Consider the following 16,315-nt stretch of genomic DNA (forward strand, 5'->3'; position numbering starts at 1 on the left):
GAGGCAACACGCGCGAATGAACGCGTGAACTCGCGAACCTCCTGGGGCACTTGTGATGAGACTTTCGCTGCTAGCCATCGTCGTTTGGCTGTGCGTTGCCACTGGCCACTGTTCGCTTTCGGCGGACGAGAACGATCTGTTCACCATCGTCGGAGAGCAAACGATCCAAACAGTTTCCGTCGAGGTCACCGCCCCCAACGGTGATCCGATCAAAGGTGCCGTGGTGACCCCATGGGCACTTCGCTACTCGCAAGGCCACGGCCATTGGCTCAGCAACGGAAAAGACCGTTCCGAGATGATGCCTGAATCTGCCCGCACAAACGAAGACGGACTCGCCAACGTTTCGTATCCGTTCTATCGCGATGCCAGTGAAAAGTCGCGAACCCTGCAAGTGTCCGTGCATGTTCGACATGAGTCATTCAGTTTGCCAGATGCGATTCACATCGACGTTCCGTCCGACGACGTCTTTGCCATCGAAATGCAACCGGCGGCGAGCATCCTTTTCCGGCCGATCGTCCCGAATGACGATGACTTCACTCTGGACCAAATCCAAGTTCTTCGCTCCGACATCGGGTCTTGGGAAAATAGCTACCGACGGGAGATCCAAGACGATCAAGTCCGCGTCAACCAACTCTATCCCGGCGCCACTGATTTCCTGTTGGTTCGACTGGTGGACGGCAAACCAACGCATTTCAGTGAGATGATGGAAGTCGAGCTCAAGCCCGGGATGAACACTCCAGTGGATGTTCCGCTGCACCCCGCAACTTCGGTCCCCGGAAAACTCGCAGACAGTGTTTCCCGTCCAGTCATCGACGGCCGTCTCCTGGCGATGACCGTTCCGCCCAAGTCAGCTCGAGAACGTGCGACGTGGCAGACCTGGACTCATGTCGATGCCGATGGAACCTTTTTGATTGAAGGCTGGCCAAGAGATCAATCCATTCAGATCATCGGACTCACAAAAACGCATCGGGTTCACCCCACTGGATCAGACCCAAAACGGAGCAGTCGCCTCGGGAATCCCGTCATGGTCGATCCGCCGTTTGACACTCCCCTCATTCTGGAAATGGAAACGCTGCACGTCTGCCAAGTTCAGGTGCAAAGCCTCGACGACAAACCACTTGGCGACGTGAAAGTGACTGCCTATCCGAACGTCCTGTGGACCAATTGGGGATCTCAAGTGTACGGCACCCCTCTGACTCGGAGCGCGGACTTCTTTGATGCTCCCAACTTGCTCGCCTACTTCCAAAATCGACGAGACCAGCCCCGCTTTCCATCATTGTTTTCAGACCGTACCAATCGGAATGGCCTCGCCACCATCAAACTGCCTGTTGGCACTTGGGGGCTCTACGTTGACGACGATCGCTACGAGATCCCAATTGTGCTCGGACGCCGGAACGTTCAGATGGAAGTCTCCGACGACACAGGGAACTCAATCGTCGTGCGGTTGGTTCCCAAAGGCACGGACTTGCTGGGCGACTACGACAAACTGGCGGGCGTCGTCTTCGGATGTTCCACGCGAGAAGGAGAAAGGATCTGTGCGTTGCCAGAAGTCCGTGAAAAGATGGATGAGTTTGTGCGTCGAATCCAGGAAGCCAAGGCCCCGCAAGATCCCAAGATCCTCGCCGAGGCATTCATGGTTGTCTCGGATGCGTTCCTCAAAGCCGGTGACCAGGACGAGGCGGCGAAGTGGCGGCGAAAAGCGTTGAAAATGAAGGTCAAACTGACTCGAGCGATTTCAAAGGAAGAATCCTCCAACTGATTCCATTCGTTCAAACCGCGATGCGAACACGGTTGCGATATTCACGTGGCGTCATCTTTCGGTGCTGCTGAAAGCGTCGGTTGAAATTCGACAAATTCTGATACCCGGACTGTTGACTGATCGACAGAATCGAATCTTCCGTGTCGGTCAACAAGCGACAGGCAAACCCGATTCGCAGTTCGTTGATGTAGGCGGACACAGTTCGCCCCGTCGACTGTTTGAAAAACCGGCTGAAAGCGGACGCGTTCATGTCTGCTAGCTCCGCCAGTTCACGATGCGTCAGTTCTGGATTGGTGAGGTGATGCGTGATGTGGTCGCAGATGACCTGAATGCGGGTCTCCACCTCCTCGTTGTTACTGGTTCGATACAAATGGGACGCGAGCGGCTCGCAATCCGAACAGCCCGCGAGTTCATCCAGAATCGATAGCAAGTTCACCAAGCGGCTCGCTCCTCGCTCCGTCTCCAAGTCCATCATCCGGTTGCCAACCGACTCAGCCATCCCAGCCGGAAACCACAATCCTCGACTGGCACGCTGCAGCAACTGGTGAATCTCCACCATCTCGTTGAGCCGAAAGAAGTGCGGCCCCAAGAAGTCGGGATGAAACTGCAACACCATCGCGGAGTGCAAATCGTAAACCTGACCTCGGTATTCATCCGAAGCCCACGTGTGCGGCAACTCAGACCCCAGCAACACCAGGTCGTGATCGGTGTAGCTGCCAATGTGGTCGCCAACCATTCGGGACCCAACTCCAGACGGGATGTAGGTCAGCTCCACTTCGGGATGGCGATGCCATTTCACCGGTGACTGCAACGACGCGCGATTGAAACATCGAAACGATTGCCCACCGTCGGGGACCAACTTTTCGTAGGAAGCTTTCATGCGGCAGACCTTGGCGAAGCCATGACAGGTGATCAAGTGAGAGTGAACGAGCGGCGTGGTGAGAGACGTTTCGAAGCTCGCTTGCCAACGCGTCCAAAACGAATCACGGGGCGAACGAACGCATCAAGATGCATCGTCCCCAAAGGCGCACAACGAGTATCACTTCTCAGAGAACTGCGCACATTTTCATAAAACGCTTTGCCGACGCGCAAACAAAGTACCACAAAATGGCAACTGTCGTGGAGAAACGACTTTCGCAACTCTGCAGAATGGGCCACGACGAATCGCATCCCCCAAACGTGAGTCATCCCGATATGCCAATCAGCCCCTCCATTCCCGACCGAAAAGTGGCCCTCGCGTTCATGGCACATCCCGACGACGCGGAGATCAGTTGCGGCGGCACCTTGATTCGATTGCAACAGTCGGGCTGGGAAGTTCATATCGTTTCGGTCACCGCTGGCGATTGCGGGTCGATGAACATGGGGCCCGATGAAACCGCCCGAATTCGTTTCCAGGAAGGCACTGACGCAGCCCATTTGATCGGCGCCACATTTCACACATTGAGTGAACCGGACGGACGTCTCGTGTACGACCGTGAAGCGTTGCAAAAATCAATCGACCTCTTTCGACGCATCGCGCCAACTCTGGTGATCACGATGCCGATGTCGGACTACCACGCCGACCATGAGATTTCGGGTCAACTCGGTCGAGCCGCCAGCTTTGTTTACGCCGCTCCCAATGCATCCCGTGAACCGGTCCTCGATGGTTCAAGGGTTCCCTACCTGTACTACACCGATGGACATGACGGGCAGGATCGGATGGGCAACTTGATCACGCCCACCTCGTACGTTGACATCAGCGACCAACTCGAAACCAAGGCACGCATGTTGGCTTGCCACCAAAGCCAATCGGAATGGTTGCGATCGCACAACGGCATCAACGAATACTTGACCGCGATGCAAGCCCACAGCCAAGCTCGAGGAACCGACATCGGAACGCATGCGGCAGAAGCCTTTGTGCAGCATCGTGGCCATGGCCACCCCGGTGACGACTTGCTGGCGGCACTTTTCCCGAGCCAACATTCATCCCGTTCGCCCGACTCCGCAATGCATGCGTCTCACTCATGAGCAGTACCTTGGAAAGCCCGTCGCCACTCAATCACTCAACGAAGTCAACACCAGGACTGTCTGTTCTGAAGTTGCCAGATCCCGGCGTCGCCAGCAAACGCGTCGCGAGAGAGATTGGGGCCTTGATCCGCCAACGTGCCTCCGAAAACCGGAACTGTGTTCTCGGACTGGCGACCGGATCGACTCCGATTCGTGTCTACCGAGAATTGGTACGAATGCACCGGGAAGAGGGACTTTCCTTCCACAACGTGATCACGTTCAACCTGGACGAGTACTTTCCGATCAAACCGAATGCCGCCCAAAGCTATGTTCGTTTCATGAACGAACAGTTGTTTGATCACATCGACATTGTTCGCACCAACGTTCACATTCCCAATGGGACGATTGAGTTGGAAGCCGTTCCGGGGTATTGCCGCGACTACGATGAATTGATCGCAACGACCGGCGGCATTGATCTTCAACTGCTAGGAATTGGACGCACCGGGCACATCGGTTTCAACGAACCAGGTGCCACCCAAGACACACGAACCCGGTTGGTCAAACTTGACAACCTCACACGGCTGGATGCCGTCAAAGACTTTGGTGGCATGGACCACGTGCCACTGCTCGCGATCACCATGGGCGTGGACTCGATTCTGCAATCCCATCGAATCCGATTGCTCGCATTCGGCGAACACAAAGCCGACATTGTCCAACGTGCCATCGAGGGAACGATGACCTCCGCGATCCCAGCTTCGTTTCTGCAGTCGCATCGTGACGTGCAATATTTGCTCGACGACGCCGCTGCGGAATGCCTGTCACCGTCCACGACTGGAGAACTCTCGCAATGAGTGCGTCCGACGACACCTCCCCCCAACCACGCGTCCGCATTCTGTGCGTGGGCGCCGGCAACATGGGACGATCTCATGCGTTGGCGTACCAAGCCATCGACGGCTTCGAGATCGTTGGCATTTGCACGCGATCCAAAGAATCGGGAGCCAAACTGAACGAAGAACTTGGCAGCGACTACCCCACTTACCAAGACTTCGACGAAGCGCTGCAGGCGACTCAGCCGGATGCGGTTTGCGTTTCCACTTGGCCCGACACGCACGCTCGCTTCGTGACGACTGCCTTGGAAGCCGGTTGCCACGTCTTTGTCGAGAAACCGCTCGCTGATTCGGTGGAGGCCGCCGAATCCATCGTGGCCTCGGCCTTGGCAACCAACCGCAAAGTGGTGGTCGGATACATTCTGCGACATCATCCAAGTTGGAACCGGTTCATCGAAATCGCTCACACTCTGGGCAAGCCCCTGGTGATGCGGATGAACCTCAATCAGTCTTCCTCCGGTGCAACCTGGGAAACTCACAAACGGCTGATGTCAACCGTTTCCCCGATCGTGGACTGTGGCGTGCACTACGTCGATGTCATGTGCCAAATGACCGGTTCACGACCAGTCCGTGTTTCCGGAATTGGTGCCCGTCTGACCGACGAACTCCCGGAGGGAATGGTCAACTACGGCCAATTGCAGGTCACGTTCGAAGACGGTTCGGTCGGTTGGTACGAAGCCGGTTGGGGCCCCATGATGAGCGAGACCGCATTCTTCGTGAAAGACGTGGTCGGACCGAAGGGCTCCGTCTCAATCGTTGCGGAATCCGCTTCGTCGACGGGACAGAGCGACAACGTGGACGCTCACACCAAAACCGAATCGATCCGCCTGCACCACGGCAAACTCAACGCCGAAGGCAACTTTGCCCGCGACGACGAATGGATCCATTTGGAAGATGAACCCGACCACGATGGACTATGCCATCGCGAACAACAATTCTTCTTGGATGCAATTCAACAAGACAACGATCTGACGGCCCATCTTCAAGATGCGGTCAACTCGATGAAAATTGTCGCTGCGGCGGATGAGTCCTTCCGCACCGGCAAAACAATCGAACTGCAAAGCCAAGAAGCAGTCGGCAGCGAAGGTCTTTAAGATCTGCCGACTGTTTCAAATTCGACTTCGTGGAGCCCGTTTGTCGGGCGAAGCGAATGGGAAGGACGAGGTCACGAAATCCGCTTGACTTGCTTCCCAGAAGATCCGTGGCCTCGTCCATTTCCCTTCCCAGCGTTCCCGCCGCCAGTCGTTTGTTCTGGCGCACTCCTACCTGCCTGTTTCTGTCCTTCCCAATCGTGATGCCGCGATTGTTCCTTTGACAATTTCCAAGTGAGCCTGATATGAATGCCAAGCTGAACCGCACCACTTCTGAACGTCAGACCACCAGTCGCCGCGATGTCCTGCGTCGCGGTGCGACCGCCACCGCAGCCCTGGCGGCCACCGTTGGCGCCAACCAAATGGTTCACACCCAAGCCGCGTCCACCGACCCCAATCGCAAAATCAAAATCGGAATCGTCGGTGCCGGAGGACGTGGCACCGGTGCCGTCAACGATTCACTCACGATCAACGACAACATCGAACTGGTCGCAATCGCCGACTTGGACCAAGGCAACGCGGAACGTCTCCGCACAGGAATGAAACGGCGACACGCTGACAAGATCAACGTCGCCGACGACCGCATCTATTCCGGGCTGGACGCCTACAAGAAGGTCTTGGCCGACCCCGATGTGGAAGTCGTTTTCTTGACGACCTCGCCTGCCTTCCGTCCGTTTCATATCGCCGAAGCAGTCAAAGCGGGCAAACACGTCTTCGCTGAAAAACCATCCTGCGTCGATCCCGCTGGCTACCGCATTTGTGTGGCTGCTCACGAAGAAGCCAAGAAGAATGGCACGGCAATCGTCACCGGCACCCAGTACCGTCGCCAAAGCAACTACATGGAAGCGGTCAAACGAATCCATGACGGTGAAATCGGCGACGTCATCGGCATGACCTCACGCTATTGCAGCAACGGCATCTGGTACAAGAACCGTGGCGAAGGCGTCAGCGACACCCAGTACCAACTCAACAACTGGATGCACTTCATCTGGTTGTCCGGTGACCAAATCGCCGAGCAAGCCGTCCACAACATCGACCTGATGAACTGGGTCATGCAAGGCCCACCCGTCAGCGCCTATGGTTCGGGCGGGCGCTTCACTCGTCCCGACGACAGCGAAATGTGGGACAGCATGTGCATCGACTATCTGTACACAGACGATCGCCCCGTCTCGTTCATGTGTCGCCAAATCCCTGGCACAACCGCCGAGAACGGCAGCACCGTTCGCGGAACCAAGGGCTTCGCCGTCATCGGTGCCGGAAGCAGTGGGTCGACCTTCCTGGATCGCAGCGGCAAAGAAACCTTGAAACTGGAAGGCAGCATCGCCGACGCCTACCGTCAAGAACACAAGGACTTGATCGACTCGATTCGGTCCGGTGAACCCATCGTCGAATTGCTCGAAACGGCCAACAGTTCCTTGACTGCCGTGATGGGCCGGATGGCAGCCTACACCGGCAAGAAAGTCACCTGGGACTTTGTGGCCAACGAATCGGAACTGGATCTGTTCCCCAAAGACTTGCAATGGGACGGCAGCCGCCCCGAGCCAAGCTTCGCCATCCCTGGCAAAACCAAACTCATCTGATCGCGTTCTCCGAACGTTGATTTGAGTTCCAACATCAAAGCAGAACAGTTGTCATTCAGCTGTTCCTCGGGGCGGCAATCGGGCCGTCCCTTTTTGTGCCATCACTTCGATCAGGCACCATTGCATGCATCCGCCAACAAGGCATGCAGCAGGCACTCATGAAGTGAACCAGGCCCATCAGCCTCGCTGAATCGTTGGCTTGCACGTCTCCCGAGTCATCAACGCAATTGGAACGTCTGCTCGAACTTTGGCATTCCATTCTCGATCCAGCTCTTCCGCCCCGCCGCCGTGTCATGCCACTCCGGTGAGACAAGCGTCTTGCTCCAATCGGCTCCCTCGTGGACCCGGCGTTTCAAGAACTCACGGTTGGTTGATGCCAGGTCGTTGGACTCAGCCGCATCTTCGACAACATTGTGGACCTGCCACTTTCCAAACTGCTTTCGGTACGCTTTCCAATCACCGTTTCGGATCGCGACCTCATTGCCTCCGCCGTGATGCCGCAGCCAAAACAGAGTGTCGTGAGCATGCGGATTGTTGCCGGACGTCAGGTCCTGCCAAACATCGTTGCCGTCCAGAACCTTGCCAACTGGAACGGCAGCGTCCGCCAAGCCCGCAAAAGTCGGGTAGAAATCCAGTGCCGTCACGGGATGTGGAAACACGGTTCCCGGTTCCAAGTGCCCCGGCCAAACGATCAACATCGGCACGCGAATTCCTCCTTCGTGCGTGGAGCCTTTGTCGTCTTTCAACGGAGCGTTGTTGGCCGCTTGTAGAATCTTGCCGCCGTTGTCGCTGAGGAAGACGATCAGCGTGTCCGCCGCGATGGAATCACTTGAATCGCCGTCCTGGTTGGGGTCCTTCAAGGTCTGCTTCAGACGCAACACCCCACGATCGACTGCGTACATCATGGCAACATAGTTCTGGCGTTTGTCGTAATCTCGAAAATCCACTCCGTTGCCAGGGTTGGACGGTTCGTGATCAGGAAACAACGCCTTGAGGTCCTCCGTCTTTCCTTGCAGTGGTGAATGCGGTGCGTTGTATGCCAAGTACAAAAAGAACGGCTGATCGGCGTCATTGCTTGCGATGAATTCGACGGCTTCGTCGGTCAACGTGTCAGTCAGGTAGGCACCTTCCGGCGACTCGATCGACTGCCCATTTCGTTCCAAGAGATACTGGTAGTCATTCACCTTCGGTTCGATCTTGTCCGACACCGACGGGTAGTACAAATGACCGCCTCCCAAGAAACCATAGAATTGGTCAAACCCGCGTTGGTTGGGGTGATACGGTCTCTTGCAACCAAGGTGCCATTTGCCCACACCCCCAGTGCGATACCCGGCCTGCTGCAGAACGGAACTGATCAACACCTCCGTTTCAGGAATGCCCTTGTCGTTGTAATCCAACAGATCGAGGGATTCATTTGGCAGGTTCTTCTGCCCACCAAAACAATGTGGCATCCGTCCCGACAGCAATGCCATCCGGCTCGGACCACAAAATGGATGCGACACATACGCCTGAGTGAACATCACCCCCTCGTTCGCTAATTGGTCCAGATGGGGAGTCACAACATCGGTCTGCACGCCAAAGTGCGCCGCGTTGAACCCCACATCCGCGTATCCCAGGTCATCGCAAAGGATCAACAGGATGTTGGGACGCTTCGCTGGTAAACGCGGCGTTTCTTCGGCGAAACCATGGATGACGGATCCCACCATGGGGAACGTCCACCCACAGGCCAACCAAAACAAACAGGTGAGACGCATAGAGTTCATTCGAGCCATTCCCGTTGGAGTCAAACAGAAGCCCCGGCTTCAATCCCCAGACATTCAAAGATTCCGAGCGAAGGCAAGTTTAACGCAATGTTGTGCCAAAATTTCGACAAAAGGCCACCTTCGCAGTCCCTGCCTTCCAGGGACGTTCTCAGCCCCATCGCCTTGGTTTCAATCTGCTACCATAGGGCCCGCCCGCTTGAGCAACTCAACTCGACAAGTGCAAGCGGATACTCCCACCAACAACTCCCCCCTGATCGCCATCCATCTCGAATGGACACGACCACGTTGGCCCGGGTTGGCATCGTCATCGCACCCATGATCTTGGAACGAGATCCGTTGCAATGCCTGCCTCACCTCCGGAATTCGTCGGTCTGAATTCGTGTGCATGGCAACTTGCCCGGAGACCTGCCATGACGTCTCGTTCCCTTGTGAACTCCCTCGCTCCCTTCCTGTTGACCATGTGCCTGGTCAGCGAGTTTGTCTTTCCAAGCAGCTTGCTCGCCCAGTCCGAAACTACCAAGTCAGATTCTCGCCCCCAGCCAATTCGATTGGCAACCTTTGATGTCGATGCGACGCCACCGGTGGGATCCATGATGGCGTACGACCGCGTCAAACGAGTCGAAGAAATGACGCTCCGGGCTCGGGGCATCGTGATTCTCGGCGCGGACGCCCCGATCGTGCTGTGTGCCGTCGATTGGATTGGAATTGGAAACGAAGGTCACGATCAATTCCGAAGCCGACTGGCCAAATCTGCCGGGACGACACCCGAACGAGTCGCTGTTCACACCTTGCATCAACACGACGCGCCCCGATGTGACTTCTCTGCAGAACGACTCGTCAACGACACCGGCAAATCCGACCTCGGCCCCTACGACAGTTCACTTGCCCGAGAGGTTTTGAGCCGATTGTTCGACGCGGTCACCGAGGGCATCGCCAGTGCCAAAGAAGTCACTCACGCAGGTTGGGGAACTGCGGAGGTCAAGGAGATTGCTTCCAACCGCCGACTCCAAGATGAAACGGGCCAGGTCTTCGCAACTCGCTACACCGCCTGCCGGGATCCAAAGCTGCGAGCCGAACCGGATGGCACAATCGATCCCGAACTGACATCCCTGACCTTTTTCAGCGGCGACCGAGCCATTGCGGTGATCACGCACTACGCCTGTCATCCACAGAGCTACTACCGAACCGGCGTTCCCAGCCCCGACTTTCCCGGGCTGGCGAGATTCATTCGCGGCCAAGACCGGCCCGACGTGATGCACGTTCACTTCAACGGAGCCGGCGGGAACATCGGAGCGGGCAAATACAACGACGGCTCTCCCGCCAACCGACTGACACTGGCTCAACGTTTGGCCGACGCCATGGAAGCCGCCGCCGAATCCACTGAAAAGTTTGCCATTTCGGCGGACGATGTGAATTGGTCGTTCGCGCCAGTGGCTCTTCCACCCGCGGCTCACCTGGATGCCGAGGCTCTTCGAGAAAAGCTGAAAGATTGGAACACGACCGACTACTGGGGCAGCCCCGATGATCTGGCTTGGTTGCTGCGATGCCAGGACGGACACAAAATCGATTTGAGTTGCCTCTCGGTCGGAGACGTTCGACTGTTGCACATGCCCGGCGAACTGTTCGTCGAATATCAATTGGCAGCGAAAGCCATGCGTCCCGATCTCAAGGTGGCCATGGCCGCCTACGGCGACTACGGCCCGGGCTACATCGGAACCGAGGCTGCCTATGGACAAGGCGGCTACGAAACCAGCCCGCGAGCTTCCAAGGTGGCTCCCGAAGTGGAATCGGTTTTGATGCAAGGCGTGCGCACCCTGCTCGAAGTCCCGGAAGAACAGCAAGTGGAAACAGACCAGCCCGTTGAGTCCGCCGCAGATGACACAAGCGAGGTTCCATCACGATGAAGTCGATCAAACGCATCTCGCCAACAAGCAGCATCGTCGTCAGCCTGTTTCTCCTGCTGGCGATGGGATTTCGAATCGCTGTGGCAGAGGAGGACTACGCCGGGGAACTTCCTCGCGTCCCCGCCACCCCGCCTTCGGAAACACTGGCAGACTTCCAAATCGCCGCCGGATTTCAAATTGAATTGATTGCCAGCGAACCGTTGGTGACCAGCCCTGTGGCGATGGAATGGGACGCGGATGGTTCGCTGTTCGTCTGCGAAATGCGAGGCTACAGCGAAGATCGCGACGAGGGAATCTCGCGAATATCTCACTTGGTTGATACAGACCAAGACGGGACCTACGACACCAGCACCATTTTCGCCGAGGGCCTCCTGTGGCCGACGGGTTTGTTCCCTTGGAACGGTGGGCTGTTCGTCGGCGACGCACCCAACCTGTACTACTTTCGTGACACCGACGGCGACGGCAAAGCAGATCAAAGCGAAACTGTCTTGACCGGATTTGGCACGTCCAATGTCCAAGGCCTCATGAACTCATTCCGATGGGGACTCGACAACCGCATTCACATCGCTTGCAGCAGCACCGGCGGAATGATCCGGCGTCCCGAGCAACCAGAATCGGACGCCATCAATGTTCGCGGCCGCGACATCGCTCTGGACCCTCGCACCGGTGAATTCGAATTGACCAGCGGTGCCGCCCAACACGGGATGTGCTTCGACAATTGGGGACGCAAGTTCGTTTCCTCCAACAGTGATCATCTTCAGCAAGTCATGTATGAGGATCGCTACGTCGGTCGCAACCCGTTGCTGCAACCTGCGTCCGCAAGAATTTCGATCGCCGAAGATGGACCGCAAGCCGAAGTGTTTCGAACCAGCCCCGTGGAACCCTGGCGGATCGTGCGGACGCGTTTGCGAGTCAGCGGCAAAGCTCGGGGGCCCATTGAAGGTGGCGGTCGCGCCGCGGGTTACTTCACCGGCGCCACCGGCGTGACCATCGTGCGGGGCGACGCCTGGCCGAATTCGTTCCAAGGCATGGCGATCATTGGTGACGTTGGCAGCAACTTGATTCACCGCAAACAACTCCATCCCGATGGGCTGAAGTGGATCGGAAAACGAGTCGACCCCAACAGTGAACTCGTCACCTCCACCGACATCTGGTTCCGCCCTGCCCAGTTTGCCAACGCACCTGACGGAACGCTGCACATCATCGATGTTTGCCGCGAAGTCATCGAACACCCCAAGAGTCTGCCTGCCGAGATCAAGCAACACTTGGACCTGACCTCGGGACGTGACCGAGGTCGCTTGTACCGTCTGGTTCCTGATGACTACTCACACCGACCCACGCCGAATTTGCTTGCTGCAACGGATGCAGAACTCGTTGAATTCCTGGCTCACCCCAATGCCTGGCAGCGAGAAACGGCGGGGCGTTTGCTGATTGAGCGACAATCCCAAGCCACTCAACCACTTCGTCAATTGGCATCTGAATCGGAATCCCCCCTGGGTCGCTTGCACGCCTTGGCCGTGCTGGATGGTCTCGGACAACTGAACTCCGCAACCATTCTTCCGAGACTCTCGGATCCAATCCCTGAGCTACGCCGATTCGCGATCCAATTGGCTGAACACGTCGAACCCAATGAGAAACTTCGAAAGAAGTTGCAGACGCTTTCCGCCGATCCATCCATCGAGGTTCGCTATCAACTGGCCTTCACGATTGGCTCCATCCCGGGGCTCGACAAAACGGAAACCTTGGCGGCAATCATTCGCCAAAACCCCACCGATCGGTGGATGCAAACAGCGGTGCAGAGCTCCGTCGGCACGGGAGCTGGCAAGCTCTTTGCAGCCTTGCTCGCGCCACCGGTTGACGCTCGTCTGGAGGGCTTCCTAACTCGTCTTGCCGCTCAGATCAACCAACAAGACGACCAGACCGAGATCCAACTCGCGCTCGCCGCGGTCTCGAATCTCTCCTCCTCCGATGGCGGCTTCGCTCTTCCTATCCTGGGTCAATTGCTGCAGTCGCGCACTCGCTCCGGCAGCGTCCTGCACCGGCTTGCTGCGTCAGGCGAGCTGGCCAAGGTCGATGAAACCATGCAGCAGATGCTTGCGTCATTGGAACAGTTGGCAGTGAATGATTCCGCGTCCATCCATGCCCGTGTGGCCGCCATTGCAAACCTACGCTATGCGAGTCTCGAGCGCGTCTCGGAGATTCTGCCGTCATTGATCGACAGTCGCCAACCCATCGAAGTCCAACGCGCAGCGATGACCACCTGGGGACGCTTCGATTCCGATGAAATCACGACAACACTGCTGGATCAATGGAGCGGCCTCAGTCCGAGCCTTCGCGAAACGGCCAGCGAGATTCTGTTCTCACGGCCGGATCGCTTGAAGACCTTGCTCCATGCAATTGTTGCTGGAGACATTCCTATCAGCGAAGTCTCCCGCTCCCGTTTGCAGGTGGCCTCGAAATCCAGCGACTCAGCGATTCGCCAACTGGCGACTGGGCTGCTGGAATCCAGTGGCTCCAAGAATCGCGAAGAAGTCGTTCAGGCCTACCAAGTGGCGTTGCAAAAAGAAGGCGACGTGCATCGAGGAAGACAACTCTTCACCGCCCAATGTGCCAACTGTCACCGACTCGAAGATCGCGGTCATGAGATTGGTCCCAACCTGGCCACCGTGAAAGCTCGGGGGGCAGACTTCATCCTCACCAATGTGTTGGATCCCAACCGCGAAGTGAATCCGCAGTACCTGAACTACGTCGCACTCGATCTGGATGGACGAACTCTGACTGGCATGATCACGGATGAATCCGCGACTTCGATCACGCTGCAGCGGGCAGAATCCGCCAAAGACGAATTGCTTCGTGTCGACATCGAGCTTCTTCAAAGCACCGGCATGTCCATCATGCCCGAAGGTTTGGAGGAACAATTGACCCCGCAAGCGATGGCGGACCTGATTTCGTATTTGATGCAGGTCGAATGAGTCCGCGATGGGCGGACAGCGAATCAACCTGTTAAAGTCGCGGGGCCATCCCAATCCCACGACTGAGGAAGTTGAATGTCCAGCCCACACGAACTGATCAACTACGTGGAGATCCCTGCCAAGGATCTTGCCGCGACCAAAGCCTTCTTCGAAGCCTGCTTCAATTGGAAGTTCACCGACTATGGGCCGGAGTACACCGCCTTCGACAAAGCGGCGGGCCTGGACGGCGGATTCTACCAATCGGAGAAGTCATCCACGACCGTGAATGGTGCTGCGTTGGTCGTGTTCCACAGCAATGACTTGGAGGCCACGCAGGCAAAGGTCCAAGCCTGCGGCGGCCAGGTCGTCCAAGAGATCTTCGCGTTTCCCGGCGGTCGCCGCTTTCACTTCACAGAACCATCCGGCAACGAATTCGCCGTTTGGTCGGACAAAGAACCGGTCTGATTCCGAAGCAGCCATGAGCAGCGATCTCGCAGTTCTTGCGTCTCTTGTCAGTCATGTCCGCAAGGTGCCAAGCCATTTCCTGGCTCGATCGTACGGAGCGGCAAACAGCTGCCGTCGCTCCGCGACTGGTTGTGCGATTTTGGGTGGGCGACAACAACCGCGGAGCGGTGACAGTTGTCAGCCTCGGGTTTTTAACCCGAGGTCTCGGTCGTCACCACCTTCGCTCAACAAGCCGCCGAGCGGCGGCAGGCCCGAAGGGTCGACACATCCATTGCCGGGGTCGTCAGGCCCCGGATTGATGAACCGCCCGAACAGCAATTTCCCCCGATTCCCTCGCTGCCGGACGGTGCCTACCAGAATGCCAGAAGGTGCCAGCCAGTGTCCTGACCCCTGGAAGATTACGCTCGATCAGCCGGATGCTGGTACGGAGCCCGGTAGGTTCGCTTGAGTGCCAGCGTGGCTTCCTCGTCTCCCACGATGGTGTGCGTCTCCGGATCAAACTCCAGGGTACGACCAAGGTCCATGGCCACATTCGCCATGAAGCACGACGCGCTGCTGATGTGCCCCTGCTCGATGTCGGCGACTGGTTTCGTGCGGTTGTCGATCGCGTTCAAAAAGTCACGCATGTGACCGCGGATGGCGGAGGCAACGTGCAACTCCAACGACCACTTTTCTTTGTCGGTGACATCGGTGGGGTACTGATCCGTCTCGATCAAGGCTTCACCAGAAATCTTCTTGCCACCGCCGCGTGGTTCGAATTCGAACTTGTTCACACTCAGCTTCAGAGTCCCTTTGTCACCATAGATTTTGGCGGCCCAGGGATACTCTGGGTCCGGAGCACTGCCCCAACTTCGGTGTGTCCAAACCACGTCCAAGTCATCGAAGTCAAACGTTGCGGTTTGGGTGTCGGTGATGTTGGCGAGTGAATCCTTTTGAACCATGATCCCGCCCACACTGCTGATGCGTTTGGGCCATCCCAAATCCAATTGCCAGCGCACCAGATCCAGCATGTGCACACACATGTCCCCGACAATGCCGTTCCCGTATTCCATGAACGCTCGCCACTTCCGCGGGTGAGTCAATTCCGTGTAGGGACGAATCGGCGCGGGTCCCGTCCAAGCTTCGTAGTCAAAATGGGGTGGCGGATCGATCGCCGGTGGATTCTTGTTCGCTCGCATGTGGTAGTAACAACACACCTCCGCGAATGCGACGTTGCCCAACAAACCCGCGTCGACGACGTTCTTCTTGGCATCGATCAAGTGCGGCGTGCTGCGACGTTGAGTTCCAACTTGCACGACCCGCCCGGTTCGCCGAGCCGCATCCAACATCGCTTTGCTTTCCAACGTGTCGACGCCGGTTGGTTTCTGCACGTAGACGTCTGCCCCTGATTCAACCGCGGCGATCATCGCCAAAGCGTGCCAGTGATCGGGAGTGGCGATCAACACGATGTCGGCATTCTTCTTGGCAAGCAGGTCCTCGTAGTTTGCGAAAGTTTCCGGTCGCTTGCCCGACTTCTGCCGGGTGGCGATCAGGTCCGCACACTCATCGAGCAACACTTGATCCACGTCGCAAAGCGAAACCACTTCCACCGGCTCGATGTTGAGCAACTGCAGCAAATCGCATTTGCCATACCAACCGCATCCGATCAACGCGACGCGTCGAGGTCGGCGACTTTCATCGGCCGAAGCCGACTTGGCGTGGGTGGCAGCAACGGTGGCAGCGGCAGCGCTGGCTGCTAAAAAGGAGCGACGTTCCATGGCAAATTTCGGAGTGGGGAGTGGGGATGGGAGTGACCGAACAGACACAGACGAACCGGCGAGAGGCAGATTCCCTGAAACGCACATTTTAACAGAGCCAAAGTGACGCGGTGCAACCGGCTTGGCACCGCTCCGCTGGGCAGGCATGATCGCTGCATTCTGATTTCTCATC

General features: G+C 57.1%; 11 protein-coding genes. 8 read left to right on the forward strand and 3 right to left on the reverse strand.

Features of this window, described 5'->3' with window-relative positions:
- Window positions 1-55 precede the first annotated feature (55 nt).
- Window positions 56-1,759 (forward strand): hypothetical protein, encoded by a 1,704-nt coding sequence (locus tag RISK_RS24700; protein WP_236696668.1) that lies wholly within the window; start codon window positions 56-58, stop codon window positions 1,757-1,759.
- Window positions 1,760-1,769: 10 nt separating this feature from the next.
- Here RISK_RS24700 and RISK_RS24705 read toward each other — a convergent pair whose 3' ends face one another.
- Window positions 1,770-2,639, reverse strand: coding sequence for an AraC family transcriptional regulator (locus tag RISK_RS24705; RefSeq protein WP_047816991.1), 870 nt, complete (start codon window positions 2,637-2,639; stop codon window positions 1,770-1,772).
- Window positions 2,640-2,953: 314 nt separating this feature from the next.
- On the opposite strand from RISK_RS24705, the gene RISK_RS24710 reads away from it, so the two are divergent.
- The 4 genes from RISK_RS24710 (at window position 2,954) to RISK_RS24725 (ending at window position 7,303) form a co-directional block, all read left to right on the forward strand.
- Window positions 2,954-3,766 carry a PIG-L deacetylase family protein gene (locus RISK_RS24710; protein WP_047816992.1) on the forward strand — a complete coding sequence of 271 codons (813 nt, stop codon included), beginning with the start codon at window positions 2,954-2,956 and terminating at the stop codon, window positions 3,764-3,766.
- On the forward strand, window positions 3,763-4,596 hold the full coding sequence (gene nagB, locus RISK_RS24715) for a glucosamine-6-phosphate deaminase (RefSeq protein ID WP_083435158.1): 834 nt from the start codon (window positions 3,763-3,765) through the stop codon (window positions 4,594-4,596). The genes RISK_RS24710 and nagB overlap by 4 nt, the downstream gene beginning before the upstream one ends.
- Window positions 4,593-5,726 carry a Gfo/Idh/MocA family protein gene (locus RISK_RS24720; RefSeq protein WP_047816993.1) on the forward strand — a complete coding sequence of 378 codons (1,134 nt, stop codon included), beginning with the start codon at window positions 4,593-4,595 and terminating at the stop codon, window positions 5,724-5,726. The genes nagB and RISK_RS24720 overlap by 4 nt, the downstream gene beginning before the upstream one ends.
- 242 nt (window positions 5,727-5,968) lie before the next feature.
- On the forward strand, window positions 5,969-7,303 hold the full coding sequence (locus tag RISK_RS24725; RefSeq protein ID WP_047816994.1) for a Gfo/Idh/MocA family protein: 1,335 nt from the start codon (window positions 5,969-5,971) through the stop codon (window positions 7,301-7,303).
- A gap of 218 nt (window positions 7,304-7,521) precedes the next feature.
- Here the strand turns inward: RISK_RS24725 and RISK_RS24730 are convergent, their stop codons facing one another.
- Window positions 7,522-9,057, reverse strand: coding sequence for a sulfatase-like hydrolase/transferase (locus tag RISK_RS24730; protein ID WP_053061296.1), 1,536 nt, complete (start codon window positions 9,055-9,057; stop codon window positions 7,522-7,524).
- Between the two features lie 419 nt (window positions 9,058-9,476).
- Between RISK_RS24730 and RISK_RS24735 the strand changes: the two genes are divergently transcribed.
- From RISK_RS24735 to RISK_RS24745, 3 genes are all read left to right on the forward strand, one after another.
- The gene (locus RISK_RS24735) at window positions 9,477-10,970 is read left to right on the forward strand and encodes a hypothetical protein (RefSeq protein WP_201778963.1); all 1,494 of its coding nucleotides are present in this window, start codon (window positions 9,477-9,479) and stop codon (window positions 10,968-10,970) included.
- Window positions 10,967-13,942: a PVC-type heme-binding CxxCH protein gene (locus tag RISK_RS24740; RefSeq protein WP_047816995.1), complete on the forward strand. Its 2,976-nt coding sequence runs from the start codon at window positions 10,967-10,969 to the stop codon at window positions 13,940-13,942. Before RISK_RS24735 ends, RISK_RS24740 begins: the two co-directional genes overlap by 4 nt.
- A 75-nt stretch (window positions 13,943-14,017) precedes the next feature.
- The gene (locus RISK_RS24745) at window positions 14,018-14,386 is read left to right on the forward strand and encodes a VOC family protein (protein WP_047816996.1); all 369 of its coding nucleotides are present in this window, start codon (window positions 14,018-14,020) and stop codon (window positions 14,384-14,386) included.
- Window positions 14,387-14,784: 398 nt separating this feature from the next.
- On the opposite strand, the gene RISK_RS24750 is transcribed toward RISK_RS24745, so the two are convergent.
- A complete protein-coding gene (locus tag RISK_RS24750) occupies window positions 14,785-16,143 on the reverse strand; it encodes a Gfo/Idh/MocA family protein (protein WP_047816997.1) in 1,359 nt (452 codons plus the stop codon).
- Window positions 16,144-16,315 lie beyond the last annotated feature (172 nt).

The sequence above is a fragment of the Rhodopirellula islandica genome, from assembly GCF_001027925.1.
GTDB lineage: Bacteria > Planctomycetota > Planctomycetia > Pirellulales > Pirellulaceae > Rhodopirellula > Rhodopirellula islandica.

Coding starts and splice junctions, on each gene's coding strand:
- RISK_RS24700 (WP_236696668.1), top strand. CDS start 56: ATGAGACTTTCGCTGCTAGCCATCGTCGTTTGGCTGTGCGTTGCCACT.
- RISK_RS24705 (WP_047816991.1), bottom strand. CDS start 2,639: ATGAAAGCTTCCTACGAAAAGTTGGTCCCCGACGGTGGGCAATCGTTT.
- RISK_RS24710 (WP_047816992.1), top strand. CDS start 2,954: ATGCCAATCAGCCCCTCCATTCCCGACCGAAAAGTGGCCCTCGCGTTC.
- nagB (WP_083435158.1), top strand. CDS start 3,763: ATGAGCAGTACCTTGGAAAGCCCGTCGCCACTCAATCACTCAACGAAG.
- RISK_RS24720 (WP_047816993.1), top strand. CDS start 4,593: ATGAGTGCGTCCGACGACACCTCCCCCCAACCACGCGTCCGCATTCTG.
- RISK_RS24725 (WP_047816994.1), top strand. CDS start 5,969: ATGAATGCCAAGCTGAACCGCACCACTTCTGAACGTCAGACCACCAGT.
- RISK_RS24730 (WP_053061296.1), bottom strand. CDS start 9,057: ATGCGTCTCACCTGTTTGTTTTGGTTGGCCTGTGGGTGGACGTTCCCC.
- RISK_RS24735 (WP_201778963.1), top strand. CDS start 9,477: ATGACGTCTCGTTCCCTTGTGAACTCCCTCGCTCCCTTCCTGTTGACC.
- RISK_RS24740 (WP_047816995.1), top strand. CDS start 10,967: ATGAAGTCGATCAAACGCATCTCGCCAACAAGCAGCATCGTCGTCAGC.
- RISK_RS24745 (WP_047816996.1), top strand. CDS start 14,018: ATGTCCAGCCCACACGAACTGATCAACTACGTGGAGATCCCTGCCAAG.
- RISK_RS24750 (WP_047816997.1), bottom strand. CDS start 16,143: ATGGAACGTCGCTCCTTTTTAGCAGCCAGCGCTGCCGCTGCCACCGTT.